Genomic DNA, 20333 nt, shown 5'->3' with positions numbered 1-20333 from the left:
CGAGCTCGTCCCACCCGCTCCCGAAGCCCCACCCGAAGGCCCGAAACGCTGGCAGTGGCCGGACTCCGCCATCATGGGCGGGTTCCTGCTCTTCACGATCCTGCTCTACAACGGCTTGTGGTTCGACCTCAAGCGCGGCTACCTGTGGAACGGCGCGTCGGACCAGAGCCAGTGGGAGTGGTACTCGACGGTCGTCGCGAAGTCCGTCCTGCACTTCCAGAACCCGTTCACCACGGACCTGCAGAACTACCCGTACGGCGTGAACATGGCGGCGAACGCGGCGATGTTCGGCCTGAACATCCCGCTCGCCCCGATCACGCTGACCTTCGGCGCCACGCTGACCTGGGCGATCGTGCTGACGGCCGGGCTCGCCGGCACCGCGATCGGCTGGTACTGGGTGTTTTCCCGGCACCTGGTGCCCAACCGCACGGCCGCCGCGATCGGCGCCGCGTTCTGCGGGTTCGCCCCGCCGATGATCTCGCACGGCAACGCGCACCCGAACTTCGTCGTGCTGTTCGTGCTGCCGTTCATCGCGCTGAAGGCGTTCCAGATCGCGCGCGACGAACGCCCGGTGCGCAACGGCGTCGTGCTCGGCCTGCTCGTCGCGTGGCAGATCCTGCTCGGCGAGGAGCCGCTGGCGATCTTCGGGCTCACGTTCCTGGTGTTCGTGATCGCCTACCTGGTCCCGCACCGCGCCGAGGTCCGCGGCATGCTCGCGCCGCTGGCCAAGGGCGTCGGCCTCGGTGCCGTCGTGGCGCTGCTGATCGCGGGATTCCCGTTGTACTGGCAGTTCTTCGGGCCGCAGAGCTTCCATTCGCTGCTGCACGGCCCGGCCGGCAACGACACGGCGGCGTTCACCCGGTTCGCGACGCAGTCGATCGCCGGCTGGCCGGAGTCGGCCGCGGACGTCTCGATGAACCGCACCGAGGAGAACGCGTTCTTCGGCTGGCCGCTGATCGTGCTCGTGGTGGTGCTGACGATCTGGCTGTGGCGCGACGTCGTGGCGCGCGCGCTCGCGATCACCACGTACGTGCTGGCGTTCCTCTCGCTGGGCGTCGAGATCACGGTGGCGCACCAGGACACCGGCATCCCCGGGCTGTGGAAGTGGCTGGGGCAGCTGCCGTTGCTGGACTCGCTGCTCGAGTCCCGGCTCGCGATGGGCTGCATCCCGGCGGTCGGCGGGCTGCTGGCGATCGCGACGCACCGCGTCTGGACGGCCGCGGCCGAGCAGCCCGAACCCCTGGACGGCAAGCAGCGCTTCCCCCTGCGCCTGGTCTGGGTCGGCGCGGTGGTGGCGGTGCTGCTCCCGATCGCGCCGACGGAGCTGGTGACGCACGAGCGCCCGCTGTCGCCGCCGTTCTTCGCCGACGGCATCTGGCGCCAGTACATCGCCCCCGGCGGCTCGCTCGTGCCGGTGCCGCTGCCGAGCACCGGCGAAGCGGAACCGTTGCACTGGCAGGTGGACGCGGGCCTCGGCTACCCGATGCCCGAGGGCTACTTCGTCGGCCCGACGTCCGCGGAGGACCGCAGCGGCCGCTACGGCGCCGTTCCGCTCCCGACGTCGGACCTGTTCGCCGAGGTCGAGCGCACGGGCCAGACGGCGGAGGTCACCGAAGCCGACCGCACCCAGGCCCTGGTGGACCTGCGCAAGTGGAACGCCGACGTGCTGGTGGTCGGCCCGCGGCAGAACCAGGAAGCGCTCAAGTCCACTGTGGAACTGCTGCTGCGCAAGCCGGCGGAGTTCGTCGGCGGGGTCTGGGTCTGGGACGTCCGCGCGCTGACGGCGTAGGCCGCCGGGCCGCACGAGCCAGGCTGGTGGCGTGACCGGCCACGGTGGGGCTGCTCTCGGAAGCCCCACCGGCGGCGGTCAGGCCTTCACGGCGTCGAGCAGGATCGTCGCGAGCTCCTTCGGTTGCGAGAACATCGGCCAGTGACCCGTGTTCAGCTCCACCAGGTTCCACCGGTCGCTCTTGAGCAGCTCGACGACGTCCGGGCTCGGCGTGTCGCCGTCGAGCAGGCACTTGACGTAGGTCGCCGGTAGCTCGCCCAGTGGCCGGCTCAGGACGGCCGGTTCGGTGAGCGACGCCGCCGGGTGCGGGGTCGAGCCGCCGACGATGCGGGCGATCTCGGCGTCGGAAAGGCCTTGTCCCGCATAGTCTTCCGCGGTCAGGGGTGGCCAGAAGCCGCGTTCGGTGAGGGCGGCCACCTGGGCCTCGGACCAGACGGACGTGAACGACTCGCCATCGGCCGGCACGTTGGAGTCGACGAACACCGCGCGCGCCAGCCGGTCGCCGATCCGCTCGGCCGCCTGCCCGGCCGGGATGCCCGAGTAGCTGTGCCCCACCACCACGACCTCACGCAGGTCCGCGCCCTCGACGACGTCCACGATGTCCTGGACGTGGATCGCCTGCCCGGCGGGCACCGCGCTCTTCTCGGCGACGCCGGACAGCGTCACGGGGTGGGCGCCGTGCCCGGCCGCCGTGAGCTCCGGCACCACCTCGCTCCACGCCCACGAGCCGAGCCAAGCACCTGCTACGAGTACGAATTCAGCCATGCCCGGAAACCTAGCGGAGCCCACCGACAAAATCGGTAGAGTGCCCGCTCATGACCATCGTGGACGAGCAGGGCCGGGCCGAACCGCCGGTCGACGCCGACGAAGCCGGGACCCTGCTGGGGTTCCTCGAGTACCACCGCGCGACGCTGGCGTGGAAGAGCGCGGGCCTGGGCGAGGCGGGCCTGCGCGCGACCGTCGGCCCGTCCCCGCTGACCCTCGGCGGGATGCTCAAGCACCTGTCCTACGTGGAGGACCACTGGTTCTCCCGCATCCTGTCCGGCAACGAGCGGGCGGAACCGTGGAACTCGGTCGACTGGACCGCAAGCCCGGACTGGGACTGGGATTCCGCCGCGGAAGACACCCCGGAGCAGCTCCGCGAGATGTGGGAGTCGACGGTCGCCCGCTCGCGCGAGCTGGTCGCGAAGGCGATGGAGAACGGCGACCTCGCGCAGCCGGCCGTCCGCGGCTGGCCGGACGGCCGCAAGCCGAACCTGCGCTGGATCCTGGTCCACATGGTGGAGGAGTACAGCCGCCACAACGGCCACGCGGACCTCATCCGCGAGTCGGTGGACGGCAGCACCGGCGAGTAGGTCAGTGGTTCCGGGTCACCGAATCCGAGTCGACGCACAGGTGGCCCTCCCACATCGCGACGCCGAGGACGTGCGTTTCGGTGACGTCCGCGCGCCCGTCGCGGTAGTGGAACCGGACGCGCGCGGTCACCGTGCTGTCCGCGACGGCCGGCGTGCCGACGACCTCCGCGCCGCTGAACTTGCTCCAGAACTTGTCGTAGCTGTCCCGGGTCCGCAGGCGCAGGTTGGGGCCGATCAGCTCCCAGCCGGAGCCGGTGTCCGGCATCAGCCCGTAGTAGTGGACGACGAACCCGGAGAGGTCGCCGGGGGACGGCCGGCTCTCCTGAGCCGTCGGCACCGTGGTGTCCGCTGCCGGAGTGGACGTCCGGGGCGCGGCGGGCGCGGCGATCTGAACCGACGTCGGCGTCGACGGCGTCCGCGATGTCAAGCCCGGCAACGCGATCATGGCTCCCACTCCGCTGAGCAGGACGACGGTCAGCGCGACCGCCAGTGCCGCTTTGCGCCCCGGTGCGGCCGCCGGTCCGACCCGGGTGAACGTCCGGGTTTCGGCGGGTGGAGCGGGGAAACCACGAGGTGCGCCCAGCGCGGCACGCGCCCCCGCCGCGAGCGCCGCGGCGGTGGGGTAGCGGTCGTCCGGGCTCTTCGCCATGCCTCGCGCCACCACGTCGTCGAGCGCCGCGGGCGTGCCCGGGCGCAGCAGGCTCGGGCGGGGCGGGGCCTGGTTCAGGTGGGCGTTCAGCAGGGACGCCGCGGTCGTCGCGGCGAACGGCTTGGTCGCGGTCAGGCACTGGTGCAGGACGCAGGCCAGGGCATAGACGTCGACGCGCTGGTCGGGCCGGGCGCCGGTGAACCGTTCGGGCGCCATGTAGTCGAGCGTGCCGATCGCCGCGCCCGTGCCGGTCAGCCCGGTCGCGGCTTCCTGCGACCGGGCGATCCCGAAGTCCACGAGGTAGGCGAACCCGCTGGGGCCGATGATGATGTTCGACGGCTTGACGTCCCGGTGGACCAGGCCCTCGGCGTGCGCGGCCGTGAGGGCCTGCGCGATCTGGCCGACGACGTCGACGGCTTCGGCGGGGTCCAGCGGCCCGCGGGTGCTCAGCCGCGTCGCCAGGTCTTCGCCCTCGATGAGCTGCATGTCCAGGTAGAGCCGGCCGTCGATCTCCCCGAACGAGTGAATCGGCACGATGTGGGGCTCGCGCAGCCGGGCCGCCGAATGGGCTTCGCGGCGGAAGCGTTCGCGAAAGTCCTGATCGGCGGCGAGGTGCGGCGAGAGCACTTTCAACGCCACGACCCGGTCGAGCCGGGTGTCGCGGGCGCGCAGCACTTCGCCCATCCCGCCGCGCGCGATCAGCCGTTCGATCCGGTACGGCCCGAATTCCGAGGTCACGTGCCACAGTCGCCCGGCGACGGGTGCCGCGTTACACGTCACCGATTCCCGTTCACCACGCGGAATCCGGTGGAGATCAAGTCACGAAGACGTGCAGCAGCGCTACTCAGTCGCGCGCGTGGGCGATCTGGAAGACGTTGCCGAACGGGTCGCGGATCATCGCCCGGCGGTCGCCGTACGGGGTGTTCGCCGGTTCCTCCAGGCTCGCCGCGCCGCAGTCGAGGGCCCGGCGGTACGTCGCGTCCGCGTCGGCCACGTACACGTACAGGAACGCGGGGAACAGCTCCCGCTCGCCCTCGGCGGAGACCAGGACGCGCGAGCCGCCGATGCGGAGGTCGGCGGGGCGGCCGCTCTCCAGCTCACCGGTCGCGCCGAACACCGTGCGCAGGAACGCGACGGCGGCGACGAGATCGCGCACCACCATCCGCGGGATCACCGTCTGGTCGTCCTGGCTCATACCGGCCCACCCAAGTCCGTTTCGTCACGGAACACAAGGGAGGCCGACCAGCTTCGCCAGGAACCGGTCGACCTGCTCGACCGCGGGCGACCACGGCAGGTCGGGCTCGTTGATCCGTTGCGCCAGCATGCCGTTGACGGCGGTGCGCAGATCGATGGCGACCGTCACCGGGTCGTCCGCGGGGGCCAGGCCGGCGTCCATGCACGCCCGCACACCGTCGACCGTGCGGGCGACCATGACCTCCTTGAACGGCATCCCGAGCCGCCGGTGGACCTTGCTCTCGTGCAGCACCTTGTAGAGCCCGGGGTGCTCGCGCGCCCACGCGGCCTGCGTGAGGATCCGCGCGCGCAACGCGGCCGCCGGGTCCGGCGCCGCCGCGTAGGCGTCGTCGCCGGTCCGCACCAGCTCCTCGTGGCAGCGCTGCATGGCGGCCAGGACCAGCGCGTCGCGGTCCGGGAAGTGCAGGTAGACCGACGTCGCCGCGATCGACACTGCGCGCGCGACGGCCCGCAGCGAGAGCGCCTCGTCGTCGGCCAGCTCGTCGAGCATCCCGACGGCGGCCGTGACGATCTCCTCGCGCAGCAGTTCGCCCTTGCCGCGGGCGTTGGGACGGCGGCGGGTCTCGGTCATGGTCGTCCCACTATAGCTGGACACCCATTGCGCTACAGGTGTAGCGTAATTCGCACTACAGCTGTAGCGCTACGATCGTTCATCAACTGAGGGAGCACGATCTTGACCACCGCTGCCGCACCCACGAGCCTCGAGCGGCTCGCCGCGCTCGACCCCGCCTTCGCGCAACTGGCCGGCGCCACCGCGAAGTTCGTCCGGGCGATCCCGGAGCTGACCGACCGCGAGAAGACCTTCCTGTGCGTCACGGCCGACGTCTGCCAGGGCAGCCTGGGCCTGGCGTTCACCGCGCACGTGCGGGCCGGCCTGGCCGCCGGGGTGTCCACTTCGGACATCCGGGAGCTGCTGCGCTTCGTCTCGTACGACTGCGGTTACCCCGCCGCGACCGCGGGCGTCGAGCGGATCACCGAGCTCGAAGCCGAGCTGGGCCTCCCGCATCCGGACGTCGAAACCCTGGCCGCCGAGCTGGTCTCGACCGGCCCGGACGCCGCGCCGAGCCCGCTCCCGGACGCGGTGCGCGCCCGGCTGAGCGAGCTGGACCCGCACTTCGCCGCGTACTTCGACCTGCAGTCGCGGATGCGGACCGGGCACGGCCCCGGCACGCTCACCGAGCGGGAGCGCGGCCTGGTCAGCATGAGCGTCGACGTCTGCTACCAGACGCTCGCCGACACGTTCCGCATCCACGTCGGCCGGGCGCGGCGGGGCGGCGCGACGGCGGAAGACGTCCGCGCCGCGCTGCGGTTCCTGGCGCAGTTCGGCGTCACGAGGGCTTGGCACGCCTGGGAAGCGCTGAACGCGATGGACTGACCGGCCGGGAGCGGCCGGTGGCGTGTCACGTCCCCGGCCGCCGTCTCGTCCCCCTCCCGACCGAGACGACCGAGACGAATGGAGACGGACATGCCCCGCATCGCCGCGAAGAAGACCACCGAAGCCGGCCCGCTGCTCAAGCTCTTCTACCGCGTCGCCGGCCGGAAGTACGGCGCCGTGCCCGAACCGATGGCCGTCGCCGCGCACCACCCCGGGCTGCTGCGCGCGAACGCGGTGCACGAGCTGATGGTGCAACGCGCGTCGAAGAAGCTGCCGGCGAACGTGCGCGAACTGGCCGTCTACCGCGTCGCCACCCGGATCGGCTGCTCGTGGTGCGTCGACTTCGGCACCATGCTGCAGAAGCACGACGGCCTGGACGTCGAACGCCTGAAGGCGATCGACGGCTACGCGACGTCGCCCGCGTTCAGCCCCCAGGAGCGGCTCGCGATCGCCTACGCCGACGCGATGTCCGCCGAGCGGGTCACGGTGACCGACGAGCAGGTCGCCGAGCTGGTGCGCGAGTTCGGCCGTGACGGCGTCATCGAGCTGACCTACCAGATCGGCCTGGAGAACTCCCGTGCCCGGATGAACAGCGCGCTCGGCGTCGTCGAGCAGGGCTTCACCTCGGGCGACGCCTGCCGGGTCCCGCTCCCGTAGGACCCCGGGAACCAGACCCCGGTGGGACGCGCCCGGGGTGCGCGCCGCGGGACCGTTCCGGCATGCACCTCGTCGCCAGTGAACGGATCAAGCTCTTCAGCATCGCCACGCCGTGGGCGTGCGGCCTCTTCGCGGTCGTCGCCCTGGTCGCGCCGGCCGTGCTCACCGCGCTCACGGCCACCGAGTCCCGGTTGCCGCCCACCGTCGCGAGCACCCAGTTCGGCTTCCAGCTCAGCCTGGTCGCCGTCCTGGTGCTCGCGGCCCTCTCCGTGACGAGCGAGTACCAGTCCGGCACGATCCACGGCACTTTCCAAGGCGTCCCGAGCCGGTGGCCGGCGCTGGCCGCGAAGGCCGCGGTCGTCGCCGGGTACGCCGTCCTCCTCGGCGAAGCCGCCGCGTTCCTCGCCTGGCTGGTCGCGCGAATCCTCGCCCCGGACGCCGATCTGGCGCTCGACAGCGCGGCGGACTGGACGATCGTCGCCGGCACCGGCCCGGTCTTCGCGCTCGCCGCGGTCTGCGGGGTCGGCGTCGGCCTGCTCGTGCGCCACACCGCCGGCGCGGTCGCGCTGCTCGTCGGCTACCCGCTCATGGCGGAGAACGTCGTCACGCTGATCCCGCGGGCCGGGCAGGCGATCCACCGGTGGCTGCCGCTGAACGCCGTCACGAAGTTCCTCAGCGGCTCCGGCGGTGCGAACGCCGGTCGCGACGGCGGCAACGCGGCGAGCCTGTCCGACTCGCCGTTGGACCCGGGCTGGGCGTTGGCCTACTTCGGTGCCTTCGCCGTGCTCGTGCTGGTGGCCGGGATCACGAAGGCGCGGCGCCGGGACGCGTGATCCGGGTCAGCTTGTCCGGGTTGACGACGTCGTAGATCGCCACGATCTTCCCGTCGCGGACGCTCATCGCCTGGACGTGCTCGTCGAGCGCCAGGAAACCCTCGCGCTCCGGCAGCGGCGGCAGGTAGAACCCGAGGTCGCCGTTGACCAGCACCGGCGCGCCGCGGGTGACGCTCTCCGGGGCGTACTTGCGCATGAGCCCGACGAAGAAGCGGGCGAGCTTGTCGGCGCCGACCATGAGCTGGCGCGTGGTGCGGCCCTTGCCGTCCGAGTCGCCGATCAGCACCGCGTCCGGGTGCAGCAGCTCGACGACCGCGCCGATGTCGCCGGCGAGCAGCGCGGTGACGAACTTCTCGAGGACCTTCGCCTGCTCGTCCAGCGGCGCGCGCGGCGCCGGGTCCGCGTCGGCCAGCGCGCGGCGGCCGCGCGAGCCGTGCTGGCGCGCGGCGTCCACCGAGCAGCCGAGGATGTCCGCGATCTCGGCGAAGGGCAGCGAGAACGCGTCGTGCAGCACGAACGCGACGCGCTGCTCCGGCGTCAGCTTGTCGAGCACGACCAGCGCGGCCATCCGCAGCCCGTCGTCGCGGACGGCGAGGTCGAGCGGGTCTTCGCTGACCGGCTGCCCGAACGGCGTCACGACGGGTTCCGGCAGCCACTGGCCGACGTAGCGCTCCCGCTGCGCCGCGGCCGACTTCAGCCGGTCGAGGCAGATCCGGCCGACGACGGTGGTCAGCCAGCCGCGCAGGTCGCGGATCGCGTCCTGCCCGGCGTCGTCGAGCCCGGCCAGCCGCAGCCACGACTCCTGGACGGCGTCCTCGGCGTCGGCGCGGGTGCCGGTGAGCCGGTAGGCCACCCCGATCAGGTGGCCGCGGTGCTCGGCGAACCGCGCGGCGAGGGTGTCCTGGGCGGTGGGCGTGGAGGCCATGCCCCGAGTGTGCCGCAACCGGCGCGGCTAGAGTGGGCGGCGTGGCAGGACGGATTCGGGACAGCGACATCGCGGAGGTGCGCGAGCGGAGCCGGATCGACGAGGTCGTCGGGGAGTACGTGGCGCTGCGCCGCGCTGGTGGGGGCAGCCTGAAGGGCCTCTGCCCGTTCCACAACGAGAAGACCCCGTCGTTCAACGTCCGCCCGACGCACGGCACCTTCCACTGCTTCGGCTGTGGCGAGGGCGGCGACGTGATCAAGTTCGTCCAGAAGATCGACCTGATCACCTTCGTGGAGGCCGTCGAGCGGCTGGCCGACCGGGTCGGCATCCGGCTCACCTACGAGGGCGGCGGCGCGACCATCCAGCGCGACCGCGGCAGCCGCAGCCGGCTGATCGAGGCGCACCGCGCCGCGCAGGAGTTCTACGCCGAGCAGCTGGTCACCGACGAGGCGCGCACCGCGCGGGACTTCCTGTCCGAGCGCGGGTTCGACGCCGCCGCGGCGAAGACGTTCGGCTGCGGCTACGCCCCCGGCGGCTGGGACAAACTGACCAAGCACCTGCTCACGCGCGGGTTCGAGGTCAAGGAGCTGCTGACGGCGGGGTTGTCCAAGGAGGGCCAGCGCGGCCCGATGGACCGCTTCCACCGGCGGCTCGTCTGGCCGATCCGCGACGTCGGCAACGAGGTCGTCGGCTTCGGCGCGCGGCGGCTGTTCGACGACGACCGGATCTCGGCCAAGTACCTCAACACCGCCGAGTCGCCGATCTACAAGAAGTCCCAGGTCATGTTCGGCCTCGACCTGGCCAAGCGCGAGATCGCGAAGCGGCACCAGGTCGTCGTGGTCGAGGGCTACACGGACGTGATGGCGATGCACGCGGCGGGCGTCCCGACGGCCGTGGCGTCCTCGGGCACGGCGTTCGGCGAAGACCACATGAAGGTGCTTCGCCGGCTGATGATGGACGACGACGCCTTCCGCGGCGAAGTGATCTTCACCTTCGACGGTGACGAAGCGGGCCAGAAGGCCGCGCTGAAGGCGTTCGAAGGCGACCAGACGTTCGCCGGCCAGACCTACATCGCGGTCGCGCCGGACGGCATGGACCCGTGCGAGCTGCGCCTGGCCAAGGGCGACAGCGCGGTCAAGGACCTGGTCGCGCGCCGGATCCCGCTGTTCGAGTTCGCCATCCGCAGCACGCTGAAGAACTTCGACCTCGACTCGGTCGACGGCCAGGTCTCGGCGCTGCAGAAGACCGTGCCGATGATCGCGGCGATCAAGGACCGCGCCGCGCGTGACGGCTACGCGTCGAAGCTCGCCTGGTGGGTGGGCTGGCAGGACGTCGCCCAGGTCGTCAACCGCGTGCGCGGCAGCGCGGGCGCGACCGACAAGCGCGGCGGCGCGCCCTTGAAGCAGCCGGCCCGCGTCGGCGCTCCCGAGGTGAAGGCCCCGGAGTCCGACGTCGCCCGCCCCGCGCCGAAGGACCCGCGGTTCGCGATCCAGCGCGAGGCGCTGAAGGCCGCGCTGCAGCAGCCCGCGATCGCCGGGCCGGAGTACGACGCGCTGCCGCTGGAGGCGTTCACGCACCCGGTGTACATCGCGGTGCACGAAGCCGTGCTGAAGGCGGGCGGGGCCGGTTCGGGCCTCACCGGCCCGTCGCTGCTGGACGCGGCGGCCGCGCACTGCCCGGAGGGGACGGTCCGCCGGGTGCTCTCCGAGCTGGCCGTGGAACCGTTGCAGGCCAAGGACGAAGTCGACTCCCGCTACATCTCATCGATCCTCGCCCGGCTGCAGGAGAGCCTCGTCGGGCGGCAGATCTCGGAGATCAAGGGGAAGCTGCAGCGGCTGTCGCCGGTCGAGGCGCCGGACGACTACCGCGCCCTCTTCGGCGACCTCGTCGCGCTGGAGCAGTACAAGAAGTCGCTGGGCGAGCAGGCGTCCGCCAGCTCGTGGAGCTGACGTGAGTTTCCTGCGCCGGTTGCTCGGCGACCGCACCCCCGACGGTTTCGCCGGTTCGCTGGACGCCGGCGAAGACGTCGTGGACAGCGCCCCGGTCGAGGGCGGCGGGCACCTGGTCGTCACGCCGCTCGGGCTGTGGATCCCGGACGGCGCCGGCGGCGCGCGCCGCGTCGGCTGGCACCTGATCGGCAAGGCGGCCTGGAAGGACAGCGTCTTCACGCTGACCGAGTCGGCCGAGTCCGGCACCGTCGGCTCGGCCGTCGTGCTGAGCGACCTCGCGCCCGTGCGGTTCAGCCTGCCGGAGCCGAGCCGGGTGCCGCACCACGTGCGGCTGCGCGTCGACGGCTCGGTGCGCTCAAGGCACCGCCAGGACATCGGGGACGGCGGCGCGTGGTTCGTCCAGCGCAAGGTCCCCGGCCGCGACGGCAGCGTCCTGCAGGTCAGGCCGGACCCGGGCACGGACGTCACGCTGGTGGCGGCCATCGCCGAGCAGGTCGCCGCGAAGCTGGCCACCGCCGCCGAATAGCAGTACGCTCGTACTCAGTACACGCGTACTGTTTGTTCGGGAGGCGCCTGTGTGGGATCCGGAGAAGTACCTCGACTACGCCGACCTGCGGGCCCGGCCGTTCTACGACCTGACGTCCCGGATCGGCGCGGTTTCACCCAGGCGGGTGGTCGATCTCGGCTGCGGCCCCGGAAACCTGACGGTCGACCTGGGCAAACGCTGGCCCGGTGCCGCTTTGGAATGCAGCGACAGTTCACCCGAAATGGTGGCGGCCGCGCGTGCCCGCGGCCTGGACGCCGCAGTGCTCGACGTCAACGACTGGACGCCGGCGCCGGACACCGACGTCGTGGTCTCGAACGCCGTCCTGCAGTGGGTGCCCGGGCACCGCGACCTGCTGCACCGCTGGGCCGGGCAGCTGCCGTCCGGCGCGTGGCTCGCGGTGCAGGTCCCGGGCAACTTCGACGCCCCGTCGCACGCGCTGACCCGCGAACTGGCGGCGTCTCCGGCCTGGTCGTCACAGCTGGCCGACGTCGTCCTGCGCGAGGACGACGCGGTCTCGACCCCACTGGAGTACGCGAACCTCCTGGCCGACGCCGGCTGCGGCGTCGACGCCTGGGAGTCGACGTACGTCCAGCCGCTGCGCGGGTCGCGAGCGGTGCTGGAGTGGATCACCGGAACGGCGTTGCGCCCGATCCGCGCGGTCCTCGAGGATGAGGCGTGGGACCGGTTCCGCGCCGAACTGGCCCCCCGGCTCGACAAGGCGTACCCCACGCGCACCGACGGCACGACGTGGTTCGAGTTCCGCCGCGTGTTCGTCGTCGCGCAGGTCTAACGCCGGCGCCCCGCCTTTTCGCTGATCTTGGCCCGCGCGACCCCGGCGGCACCCTGGACCATCGGATGGTCGACGACCCGGCGGTAGGTGCGCACGAGCTGCTCGTACCGCCCCCGGCCTGCCTTGGCGCCCAGTACGTAGCCCAGGCCCGCGCCCAGCAGGAACTTCTTCATCCGTGTCCACGCCTCTCGTCGATAGGTCGTCCGACTGTCCATTGTCCAGGAAAACCGGCCGCAGGGGGCGGTTGCGCTAAGTGGGGGGTGGTGCGAACCGGGTTGCGGGGATGGTCTAAAGTTCTTCTTGTCGGGCGAGAGCGCGGCACCGGAAAGAGCGACATTCCCCTGTAGCTCAACTGGCAGAGCATTCGGCTGTTAACCGGAGGGTTCTTGGTTCGAGTCCAAGCGGGGGAGCAAAGCCCAGGTCTCAGACCTGGGCTTTTTTGCTACCCGGGTTAGGGGCGATTTAGTGTCTGTCTTGACGATCGTCCAACGGCGGCCCGTCGACCGCTGACGCCGCCGGCCGGCACGATGGTCGGACGGTCGCGCTGTTACGAATGCCCGTCGCCGGCCCGGCGACTCCGATGAGTTGATCGGGCGTGCGATATGGGCATGGACCGGTGGCGAGCCGTTCGGCTTGGCTGGTTCGTACCTGGCTGTCGCTCGTCCGGGCCTGACACATCCCGGCTCGACTTTGCCGGTGATCGGCGCCCGGGAGCTGACGAACCGGCCTTCCGGATTGCTGGTGCCGACGTCGGCACGAGCCTCGCGGCAGCCGATCGACTTGATCGGCCTGGTCATCACTTCCGACGACGCCCCCCGGGCAGCCTCGCTGTTCCAAGACTTCGTTCCGCACTGACCGTTTCAGGTGACGCGAAAGACCGGCCAGCCGATCTCGGTGCGCCACGCAGCGGGATCGCTTGCGTCACGAGGGCCGACTGCGTAGACCTCCCGCACCGGCCCGGCCACCGACATCGCGTTCTCCACCACCCAGGTCCCGAGTTCGCCGTACGTGACCTCGATGCCGTCGTGCTCGCCGACGTGGGTGGTGACGGCCAGTTCGACGGCCGGGAGAACTGCGGGGTGCACGCGTCCGGTGCGCGGCGGCGCGGCGGTCGGCAGGTAGACGAGCGCGTGACCGCGCTCCTGTTCGAAAAGGGCGTTGTCGTAGCAGCCGCCCGGCGGTCCGGTCACGGCGTCGCCGACGGCTGCCTCCAATTCGGCCATCGCGCCTGCGAACCAGCTCTCGACGTCGCGATGCCCGACTACGGCCTCCACCGCCGCGACTGTCCGAGCGGGCTCCGCACGCAGCTCGACCTCGATCGGCGCGGGGTCCGGCTGGAGCAGGCGCCGCAGCGACACGACCGCGGCCCGGGTGCGGTCGAGCACGGCCTCGAGGCGTTGCAGGTGGTCCGCGACCAGGGCCGCCCGGACACCGGGGTCGGGGGTCCGCAGGATGCGCTGAACATCGCTCAGTGGCACGTCGAGTTCACGGAGCCGGTGGATGACCTGCGCGATCGGGATCTGGTCGAGTCCGTAGTAGCGGTAACCGGTGGTCTCGTCCACCACGGCGGGTTCCAGCAGGGCCGCCTCGTGGTACCGACGCAGGGTCCGCACGCTCAAGTGGGTCAGCCGCGAAAACTCCCCGATGCTCAGCATGTCTCCATTGTGGACTCTCTCCCCGGGGGAGAGTCCACGGCTTGACCCTCCCACGCCGCGAGGTCACACGATGTGCTCATGACACAGCACACCGATCTCCCGTCCGATCTGCTCCCGGCCACCGTGCGCGAGTTCTTCGCCGCCCACGTCGTCAACGACGCCGACACCGCCTCGTCGTTCCTCGCCGAGGACGTGGTGCTCGTCGACCAGGGCGAGACCTTCCGCGGCCGGGAGAAGGCCCACGCGTTCCTGCGGGACGCCGGGTCCGAGTTCGAGTACACGACCGAGCAGCTCGGCGCTCGCCGCGTCGACGACGCCCACTGGGTGGTGACCGTGCGGCTCGAGGGCAGTTTCCCGGGTGGTGTCGCCGAGCTCGATTACCGGTTCGCGTTGCGGGACGACCTCATCGCCGGACTCGTCATCGCCAACCACGCAGCTTGACCGAACCCGCGCCACGTCGATCTTCAGTGGAGAAAAATGTCTATTTCAGATCGTGATCGTCTCGATGGTCGCCGGGCGCTGGTCACGGGCGGTTCGAAGGGCTCGGGCAAGGCCGTCGCGGAGAGGCTGCGAGAGATGGGTGCCGAGGTGTACGTGACGGCGCGAACGATGCCCGGCGGATACGAGCATCCCGACCGATTCATCGAAGCGGACGTGACGACGGTCGAGGGCACCGACGCGGTGGCCGCTCGAATCGCCGAGGCCGGCGGCGCACTCGACATCCTGGTGCACGTCGTCGGAGGCGCGTCGACGCCGGCTGGTGGATTCGCGGTCATCACCGATGATCAGTGGCTCACCGAGCTGAACCTCAACTTCCTGGGCGCGGTGCGGCTCGATCGGGCTCTTCTCCCGGCGATGATCGAGTCCGGGGCGGGTGTGGTGCTGCACTTCACCTCGATCCAGCGTGAACTGCCCCAGTACGACGCGTCCCTGGCGTACGCGGCCGCGAAGGCCGCTCTGCGCACGTACAGCAAGGGGCTGGCCAACGAGCTCGCGCCGCGCGGCGTACGGGTCAACGCGATCAGCCCCGGCGGGATCGAGACCGAAGCCTACGAACGATTCGTCGACCGGATCGCCGAGGGCAACGGACTCACCCGTGAAGCAGCCAAGCAGACCATCTACGACTCCCTGGGCGGGGTACCGCTGGGACGGTTCGCGAACACCGCGGAAATCGCGGACCTGGTCGGGTTCCTGGTCTCGGACCGCGCCTCGGCGATCGTGGGTGCCGAGTACGTGATCGACGGCGGGACCGTTCCGACGGTCTGAGCCCCTCCCCGTTGCCTGGACGAGCGCTCAGCTCGACCCACCAGGTGGCGGCGCATCCGCCACCCGTCATCACAAGGAGAACGTATGACCACGCACGTCACGGATCGGTCCTCCGCTCAGCCGGTCGGACCGCCGACTTCCCGCCCAGGCTCATGTCCGGGCCTGGTCGCGCCGGCGCCGGCGCGACCAACACCAGCCACTGTCGACGACGCCACCCATCCTGACGAAGTGCGGTTGGAGTACTAGAGCGTCTCGCGCATGCAGATTTCGGTGAAGACGTGGCCCTCGGGGATCACGTGGAAGCAGTGCTCGGTCCGGAAGGTGGCGGTGAGCGTGATCCTGCTGTTCCCGGCCCACCAGTGACCGTTGGAGTGGGACATGTAGCCGGCGGCCCTGACTCTGCCGGCGAGCGCCCGCCGGACCTCGGTCACCGTGCCGGGGCGGATGGTCTGCCAGCACATCGAAGCCTGGTGGCCGATGACCGCCCACCGCCGCCGGCTCTCACGCACCAGCTCGCCCTCGCGCGCGCCGATCCGCGCGGCGAGTTTCCGCATCTCACGCCACCGCCGCCGGATCGTGAACTCCATGCTGAACCCGGACACGACGACCAGGAACGTGAAGACGAGCGCGATCGGGACCGCCCAGAGCAACCACTGCCAGCTGCCCGTCCAGAGCCACAGCCCGGCCGCCAGCAGGACGTACGACAGCGGCAGCCAATAACGTCCACGCATCCGACGCCTCCCCAGGTCTGGCTTCCTCTCGACACGGTACGCGCGAGCGCTCCGATCGGGCGTGCACCGGAACCAGGCGTCGCCTGTCCGGCGGCGCACCGCCTCCGCCAGACCCGCGTCAATGGCGCCGAAGAACTGCTCGTCGGCATGTGTCGCCGTGGCAGGTGTCATCGACCTGCCATCGCAAGGAGCCCGCTCAAGGCGCACCTACCCGGCTGCCTGTTCGAGCCTCCCTGGGACAGCCCAGTTTGCCCCGGTCACAGGGGGTCGTATGCGTCGCCGTTCTCGTTGAGCAGCAGGTAGCCGGGCGACAGTTCGGTCAGGCACCTGCTCAGCGAGGCCAGCAGGTCCTCGACGGCGACCTGGCCGAGTCCCAGCTCCGCGGTGACCTCGGAGCGGAACTGGCCGATCCGGGGTTCGTCGGATTTCAGTTCGGCGTAAGAGGATTCGAAGGAGGCGTGCATCGCCTTGACGTCAGGTGCGTCCGACACGACGTCGTGCCAGGTCGGCACGCCGACGACCAGGCGGATCACGGCGTGCAGGTCGGCGGCGACGATCCCGGCCCCGCCTTCGGAGCCGGCGTAGAGCACGGGTCCGTCGTCGCACACGAAGAACGTGCCGCCCGAGGCGTCGCCGGCGACCGTGCGCAACTCGCCGTCAGACGCCAGCCGCACCGGTTCGACGGGCTCGAGGCGGGTGACGTCGAAGTCGAACACCTCCGCCAGCAGCGCGGCGGCGCGGGTGTTTTCGCGGATGCGATCGAGCATGGCGGAACGATAGACCATCCGTCACCGGGAAAGACCGGCGTGCCAGGACGCGTCCGCTCTTCGGCATGACCGGACGGCAGGTCAGCGGCTCGAGCGGATGCGGGACGAGGTACGGCTGCAGTTGCTGCGCACTCCGGCCCGCGACGCGCACACCACCGGGTGAGCCGGCCCGTGCGTGGGTCACCGGTGATTCCCTCACCGGAAGATGACCTTGGACGCCCATAACGTCGTGGCGTAGCCGGAATATCCGGTCGGGTGATGAGGCAGACACGATCGGACGCCGCGTATCCTGGGCGACGCAAGGTAATCTCATCGCTCGCTGATCGAGAGCGGGCACCCGCGCCGTTCGTGACGACTCGCGAAGCCGACAGGACAGGAGTGGCGCGATGCGGCTCTCGGACCGGCTTCGCCGGGTGGTCATCGTCGGCGCCGGCCTGGGTGGCACCGCCACCGCCGTCCGACTCCTCCAGTTCGCCCGGGAACCCTTGCAGGTCATGCTGATCGAGCGCCGTCCCGAATACCGCAGCGCCGGCGTGGCCTATCACCCGGCCGGCAACCACTGGCACCACGTCTTCAACATCCAGGCCGGCCGGATGTCGATGTTCCGCGAGGACGTCGACGATTTCGTGGCCTGGGCGAACGACGAAGCCGACCGCACCGGCTGGCCCCCGGAGTGGAGCGGCTTCACCTTCACCGAGTCCGGGCCCGCGCCGCGCCGGATCTACGCCGGCTACCTCGCGGACCGTCTCGCCCGGGCCGCGCGCGAAGCGGCCGACGGCGTCACCCTCGTCGAAGCCGACGGCGAGGTGGTCGACGTGGAGGTCGGCGTCGGCCACGCCCACGTCGTCGTCGAGCGATTCTCCGTGTCCCGCAACGACCTCGGTCGCACCACGCTCCGCGCCGACCACGTCGTCATCGCGACGGGCCTGGAAGAACGTGACCTTCCCTTCGCGGCCGACGTGGTCCACCACCCGTCCTTCGTGCGCCATCCCTACTCCGAAGCGGGAATCGCGCGCATCCTCGGCGCCGGGAAGGACGCCACCGTCGCGATCATCGGCACGTTGCTCACCGCGTACGATTCGGCCACGCTGCTGCTGCGGCGCGGCCACACCGGGAAGATCGCGATGATCTCCCGGTCCGGCCGGATGCTGCGGACCTATCCGCCGGACCACCGGCACCGCGTGCTCGCGCTGCCGGCGCCGCTGCTGCACAGCGACAGCTACGAAGGCCGTGAAAGCCTTCTTCGCCGCGTCACGGCCGAATGGGAACGGGCGTGCGCGATCGTCGCCCGCGAACACCCCGAAGTGGCGCCGGTGACCGTGCCGGAACGGGTCTCGAAATCGTGGGAGCCCCACCTGCCCGAGGTGCTCGCCCGGATCCCCTCGGCCGACCTGCGGGCCCTGCTCGACCAGTACGGGACGCTGCTGGCCACCCTGCGGGTCGGCGCGGTCGCGTACACGACCGGGATCGTCGACGCGGCGATCGACGACGGCGGCCAGATCACCCTCGTCACCGGAAGGGTCGACCGGATCGCCGGCACCGAGGCGGGGACGCTGCTGGTATCGGTGGCCGGGTCGTCGGCGCAGACCTTCGAAGCGGATCTCGTGATCTCGAACTTCGGGCGCGAGCCGGACTACGGCCGGTCCGGGTCGGCGCTCTGGGCGGCGCTCCTGCGGAAGGAGATCGCCGTAGGGCACCGGCGAACCGGGCGCGGCGTGGAGGTCGACGCCGACGGCGCCCTCCTCGGGCCGTCCGGCGTCGCGTCCGGCCCGATCTCCGTGGTCGGCGGCCCGCGGGAGGGCGACGAGATCGTCCGGCACGGCCGGATCGGTGCGTTCACCTTCAACCTCGCCGCGATCAAGAACCATTCGGTCGGCGTCGCCGCGACCGTCCTGCGCCGGCTCGAATCCTGCTACGACGAGCATGCCGCGACGGTGGTCGAAGTTCCCGGGGAGGACTTCGGTCGTTCGGTCGTGCTCGATGTACACCGGATGACCGCTCGGCTCAGGCACGACCGGGAAGCCTTCGCGACCCGGCTCGAGATGAGCCTCGGGCGGATTCGTGACACCGCCGGTGGCGAGGTCCCGTGGACCTACCGCGCCCTGCGCTCCGCCGTGAACACGGCCGCCACGGAGAAGCTCAACGACCTGTCCGTCACCCCGCGCGAACTCCGTGGCCTGCTCGGGCTCGCCGAGCCGTCCACAGTGGAGTGACGGGGAGCAACGAGGAAGACGCGCCGCCGGCGGGAGGTCGGCCAGCATGGTGCCATGCCTCGACCGGGCTTGCGTGAAATACCGGGTTCCCTGCTCGTCGGCTCACCGCGGGCGAGCGTTCGCGGTCTCTGCAACCGCACCGGGAAACCGATCGAGGGCACCGTCCTGGTGGCCGAGACGCTCGGTCCCGACCTCTACGACGCGATCGTCGTCTCGGCTGCCGTGATCTGCGCCCGCGGCGGCCGGACCGGGCACATGCAGTCGCTGTGCCGCTCGCGGGGGATCCCGGTGCTGCGCGTCGACGCGTTCGAGCCGGACGCGTTCGTCGGCGAAGTCACCATCCGGGTCGATCGCGAGTCCGTCGTTCTCGGCGGGGTCGACGCCGAGCCGCAGCGGGCGCGGCTCCCGGGGGGCAGCCTCGACACCCTCGAGTCGATCTGCGTGGTCATCTCCGACGCCGCCGACATCCGGTCCACGAATGACCTAGCGCCGCTGGTCGAGCAGGTGAACTGCTTCTTCGTCCGCGAGGAGTTCGTCTGCTTCTCCGCCGGTCTGAGCCCGGTCGACGCGCTCCGGGCCGGGGATCGCGAGGCCGAGCGCTACGGCGAAGCCATCGCTGCGGAGCTGTGCACGATGGTGAAGGAGCTCGTCCCCGGCCAGCGCCTGGTCATGCGGCTGCTCGACCTCCGTTCGGACGACGCCGCCCGGATCACGACGGGGGTGGCGGTGGCGGAGGAGCCCAACCCGGAACTCGGCCTCCACGGCGCCCGGTGGCTGCTGGCGGAGGGCCGCTATCCGCGCGCGTTCCGGGCGCTGCGGGCGTACCTGCAGGACCGCCTGGGCTGGGACGCGGAGCGAGTCGGCTTCGCCGTACCGTTCATCAACGACGAGGACGAGTTCCTGCGGCTGCGGCGGCACCTCGGCCTTCCCGGTGACACACCGCTCGGCGTTTTTCTGGAGACACCGGCCGCCGTGCACTCGACGGCCGGGTTCTTCGGTGCGGGAGCGAACGAACTGTTCATCGGGACCAAGGACCTGATCCAGTTCTACCTCGCCGCGGATCGTGGCAACCATTTGGTCGCTTCGTCGTACGAGACCCGGCACCCGGCGGTGCTGGCCGCGCTTCGCGGAGCCGTCGAGTCGTGCCGGGAGACCGGGTTGCCGCTGCACGTGTTCGTGCTGGGTGCCGACGTGGACCACTACCTCCGGCAGGTGCCGACGCGCACGCTGATGATGTGCACCGCGGAACTGGCGCAACTGGCCCATCGGCGAGCCGGACCGGCTTCGACGGGCTCGGGTTCGTGACCAGGACACCAAAGCGCCGCTGAGGACTTTCTACGCCTCGGCCGGGCACCTTGATCGCGGGCTGCCGCTGGGTAGCACCGACGAGCCGACCGGGCTGCCCGGGGTGGTCCGGTGGGCATCGAGAAAGGGGCGAGCGTGAAACGCGGTCTGATCCGTGCTGTCGCCGGCATCGCCGTTCCGGCGACGGCGGCCACCACCGGGAAGGTCTAGCCGGCCGGTGTCGTCGCCGATGGCACCTACCGGTGGGCCAACGCCGACAGCGGGCTGTGCCTG

22 protein-coding genes and 1 tRNA gene are annotated in these 20333 nt (G+C 71.0%); 14 read left to right on the top strand and 9 right to left on the bottom strand.

What is annotated here, in order from left to right; genetic code table 11:
* Positions 1 to 73 precede the first annotated feature (73 nt).
* Complete coding sequence (locus tag MUY22_RS47785) at positions 74 to 1789, top strand: glycosyl transferase (protein ID WP_371827716.1); 1716 nt, start codon at positions 74 to 76, stop codon at positions 1787 to 1789.
* Between the two features lie 78 nt (positions 1790 to 1867).
* Here the strand turns inward: MUY22_RS47785 and MUY22_RS47780 are convergent, their stop codons facing one another.
* The gene (locus MUY22_RS47780; RefSeq protein ID WP_247055014.1) at positions 1868 to 2554 is read right to left on the bottom strand and encodes an alpha/beta fold hydrolase; all 687 of its coding nucleotides are present in this window, start codon (positions 2552 to 2554) and stop codon (positions 1868 to 1870) included.
* 50 nt (positions 2555 to 2604) lie between these two features.
* Between MUY22_RS47780 and MUY22_RS47775 the strand changes: the two genes are divergently transcribed.
* Positions 2605 to 3144, top strand: a complete 540-nt coding sequence (locus MUY22_RS47775) for a DinB family protein (protein ID WP_247055013.1) — start codon at positions 2605 to 2607, stop codon at positions 3142 to 3144.
* Position 3145: 1 nt separating this feature from the next.
* Here the strand turns inward: MUY22_RS47775 and MUY22_RS47770 are convergent, their stop codons facing one another.
* From MUY22_RS47770 to MUY22_RS47760, 3 genes are all read right to left on the bottom strand, one after another.
* A complete protein-coding gene (locus tag MUY22_RS47770; protein WP_247055011.1) occupies positions 3146 to 4531 on the bottom strand; it encodes a serine/threonine-protein kinase in 1386 nt (461 codons plus the stop codon).
* A gap of 106 nt (positions 4532 to 4637) precedes the next feature.
* Positions 4638 to 4988: a VOC family protein gene (locus tag MUY22_RS47765; RefSeq protein ID WP_247055009.1), complete on the bottom strand. Its 351-nt coding sequence runs from the start codon at positions 4986 to 4988 to the stop codon at positions 4638 to 4640.
* Positions 4989 to 5012: 24 nt separating this feature from the next.
* Positions 5013 to 5618 carry a TetR/AcrR family transcriptional regulator gene (locus tag MUY22_RS47760; RefSeq protein ID WP_247055007.1) on the bottom strand — a complete coding sequence of 202 codons (606 nt, stop codon included), beginning with the start codon at positions 5616 to 5618 and terminating at the stop codon, positions 5013 to 5015.
* Positions 5619 to 5720: 102 nt separating this feature from the next.
* On the opposite strand from MUY22_RS47760, the gene MUY22_RS47755 reads away from it, so the two are divergent.
* From MUY22_RS47755 to MUY22_RS47745, 3 genes are all read left to right on the top strand, one after another.
* Positions 5721 to 6422, top strand: a complete 702-nt coding sequence (locus MUY22_RS47755) for a carboxymuconolactone decarboxylase family protein (RefSeq protein WP_247055005.1) — start codon at positions 5721 to 5723, stop codon at positions 6420 to 6422.
* A gap of 90 nt (positions 6423 to 6512) precedes the next feature.
* Positions 6513 to 7079: a carboxymuconolactone decarboxylase family protein gene (locus MUY22_RS47750; RefSeq protein ID WP_247055004.1), complete on the top strand. Its 567-nt coding sequence runs from the start codon at positions 6513 to 6515 to the stop codon at positions 7077 to 7079.
* A gap of 62 nt (positions 7080 to 7141) precedes the next feature.
* Entirely contained in the window at positions 7142 to 7912 is a 771-nt protein-coding gene (locus MUY22_RS47745; RefSeq protein WP_247055001.1) for a hypothetical protein, read from the top strand.
* Here MUY22_RS47745 and MUY22_RS47740 read toward each other — a convergent pair.
* Positions 7884 to 8837 carry a sigma-70 family RNA polymerase sigma factor gene (locus MUY22_RS47740; RefSeq protein WP_247054999.1) on the bottom strand — a complete coding sequence of 318 codons (954 nt, stop codon included), beginning with the start codon at positions 8835 to 8837 and terminating at the stop codon, positions 7884 to 7886. The genes MUY22_RS47745 and MUY22_RS47740 overlap by 29 nt on opposite strands.
* A gap of 32 nt (positions 8838 to 8869) precedes the next feature.
* Between MUY22_RS47740 and dnaG the strand changes: the two genes are divergently transcribed.
* The 3 genes from dnaG to MUY22_RS47725 are packed head-to-tail and all read left to right on the top strand — an operon-like array spanning position 8870 to position 12123.
* Positions 8870 to 10786, top strand: coding sequence for a DNA primase (gene dnaG / locus MUY22_RS47735; RefSeq protein WP_247054997.1), 1917 nt, complete (start codon positions 8870 to 8872; stop codon positions 10784 to 10786).
* Position 10787: 1 nt separating this feature from the next.
* Entirely contained in the window at positions 10788 to 11312 is a 525-nt protein-coding gene (locus MUY22_RS47730; protein ID WP_247054995.1) for a hypothetical protein, read from the top strand.
* 49 nt (positions 11313 to 11361) lie between these two features.
* Complete coding sequence (locus MUY22_RS47725; RefSeq protein ID WP_247054993.1) at positions 11362 to 12123, top strand: trans-aconitate 2-methyltransferase; 762 nt, start codon at positions 11362 to 11364, stop codon at positions 12121 to 12123.
* Here the strand turns inward: MUY22_RS47725 and MUY22_RS47720 are convergent.
* The gene (locus MUY22_RS47720) at positions 12120 to 12296 is read right to left on the bottom strand and encodes a hypothetical protein (RefSeq protein ID WP_247054991.1); all 177 of its coding nucleotides are present in this window, start codon (positions 12294 to 12296) and stop codon (positions 12120 to 12122) included. The two genes, MUY22_RS47725 and MUY22_RS47720, sit on opposite strands and share 4 nt — an antisense overlap.
* Before the next feature lie 164 nt (positions 12297 to 12460).
* On the opposite strand from MUY22_RS47720, the gene MUY22_RS47715 reads away from it, so the two are divergent.
* A tRNA-Asn gene (locus tag MUY22_RS47715) sits at positions 12461 to 12533 on the top strand.
* Between the two features lie 286 nt (positions 12534 to 12819).
* Positions 12820 to 12978 carry a hypothetical protein gene (locus MUY22_RS47710; protein WP_247054989.1) on the top strand — a complete coding sequence of 53 codons (159 nt, stop codon included), beginning with the start codon at positions 12820 to 12822 and terminating at the stop codon, positions 12976 to 12978.
* Positions 12979 to 12983: 5 nt separating this feature from the next.
* On the opposite strand, the gene MUY22_RS47705 is transcribed toward MUY22_RS47710, so the two are convergent.
* Positions 12984 to 13778 carry a MerR family transcriptional regulator gene (locus MUY22_RS47705; protein ID WP_247054987.1) on the bottom strand — a complete coding sequence of 265 codons (795 nt, stop codon included), beginning with the start codon at positions 13776 to 13778 and terminating at the stop codon, positions 12984 to 12986.
* Positions 13779 to 13856: 78 nt separating this feature from the next.
* Between MUY22_RS47705 and MUY22_RS47700 the strand changes: the two genes are divergently transcribed.
* Positions 13857 to 14219 (top strand): nuclear transport factor 2 family protein, encoded by a 363-nt coding sequence (locus tag MUY22_RS47700; RefSeq protein WP_247054985.1) that lies wholly within the window; start codon positions 13857 to 13859, stop codon positions 14217 to 14219.
* Between the two features lie 36 nt (positions 14220 to 14255).
* Positions 14256 to 15044, top strand: a complete 789-nt coding sequence (locus tag MUY22_RS47695; RefSeq protein WP_247054983.1) for an SDR family oxidoreductase — start codon at positions 14256 to 14258, stop codon at positions 15042 to 15044.
* A gap of 242 nt (positions 15045 to 15286) precedes the next feature.
* Here MUY22_RS47695 and MUY22_RS47690 read toward each other — a convergent pair whose 3' ends face one another.
* Both MUY22_RS47690 and MUY22_RS47685 read right to left on the bottom strand, forming a co-directional pair.
* Positions 15287 to 15775, bottom strand: coding sequence for a hypothetical protein (locus tag MUY22_RS47690; RefSeq protein WP_247054981.1), 489 nt, complete (start codon positions 15773 to 15775; stop codon positions 15287 to 15289).
* A 257-nt stretch (positions 15776 to 16032) separates the two neighbouring features.
* Positions 16033 to 16542, bottom strand: coding sequence for a hypothetical protein (locus MUY22_RS47685; RefSeq protein ID WP_247054979.1), 510 nt, complete (start codon positions 16540 to 16542; stop codon positions 16033 to 16035).
* Between the two features lie 386 nt (positions 16543 to 16928).
* Here MUY22_RS47685 and MUY22_RS47680 point away from each other — a divergent pair, with 386 nt between their 5' ends.
* Entirely contained in the window at positions 16929 to 18755 is a 1827-nt protein-coding gene (locus tag MUY22_RS47680) for an FAD/NAD(P)-binding protein (protein ID WP_247054977.1), read from the top strand.
* A 54-nt stretch (positions 18756 to 18809) separates the two neighbouring features.
* Complete coding sequence (locus MUY22_RS47675) at positions 18810 to 20060, top strand: putative PEP-binding protein (RefSeq protein WP_247054976.1); 1251 nt, start codon at positions 18810 to 18812, stop codon at positions 20058 to 20060.
* Positions 20061 to 20333 lie beyond the last annotated feature (273 nt).

This window comes from Amycolatopsis sp. WQ 127309, from assembly GCF_023023025.1.
Classification (GTDB): domain Bacteria; phylum Actinomycetota; class Actinomycetes; order Mycobacteriales; family Pseudonocardiaceae; genus Amycolatopsis.
The sequence above is the reverse complement of the archived record's forward strand: the minus strand, read 5'-3'. Positions and strand labels throughout refer to the sequence as shown.